Genomic DNA, 266 nt, shown 5'->3' on the forward strand with positions numbered 1-266 from the left:
GATGCTGAGCTTGAGTTGATTCAGCAATGGAACCGAATGGAGGATACGGCCACGATCGAGCTCGAGGGGGCGATTTCGGCAGTTCGGGATCGCGACAATGTGCGTCTGGTGTTGACCGATACTCCCGGGCCGAACAACAGCCAGGATGAGAATCATGAGCGCGTCACCATGGGTTTCATTCAGGACTCGCTGCGCAATCCGTTGATCCTGTATGTCTTGAACGCCAGCCAGCTGAGCATTGACGATGACCGCAATCTGCTTGAATT

General features: G+C 54.5%; 1 protein-coding gene. It reads left to right on the forward strand.

Features of this window, described 5'->3' with window-relative positions; genetic code table 11:
* Positions 1-266: hypothetical protein (locus tag ACRHNM_RS16960; RefSeq protein WP_431137796.1), on the forward strand; the 266-nt coding region annotated here is incomplete at both ends.

Origin of the sequence: Psychroserpens mesophilus, from assembly GCF_050617655.1 — a bacterium.
GTDB lineage: Bacteria > Bacteroidota > Bacteroidia > Flavobacteriales > Flavobacteriaceae > Psychroserpens > Psychroserpens mesophilus_A.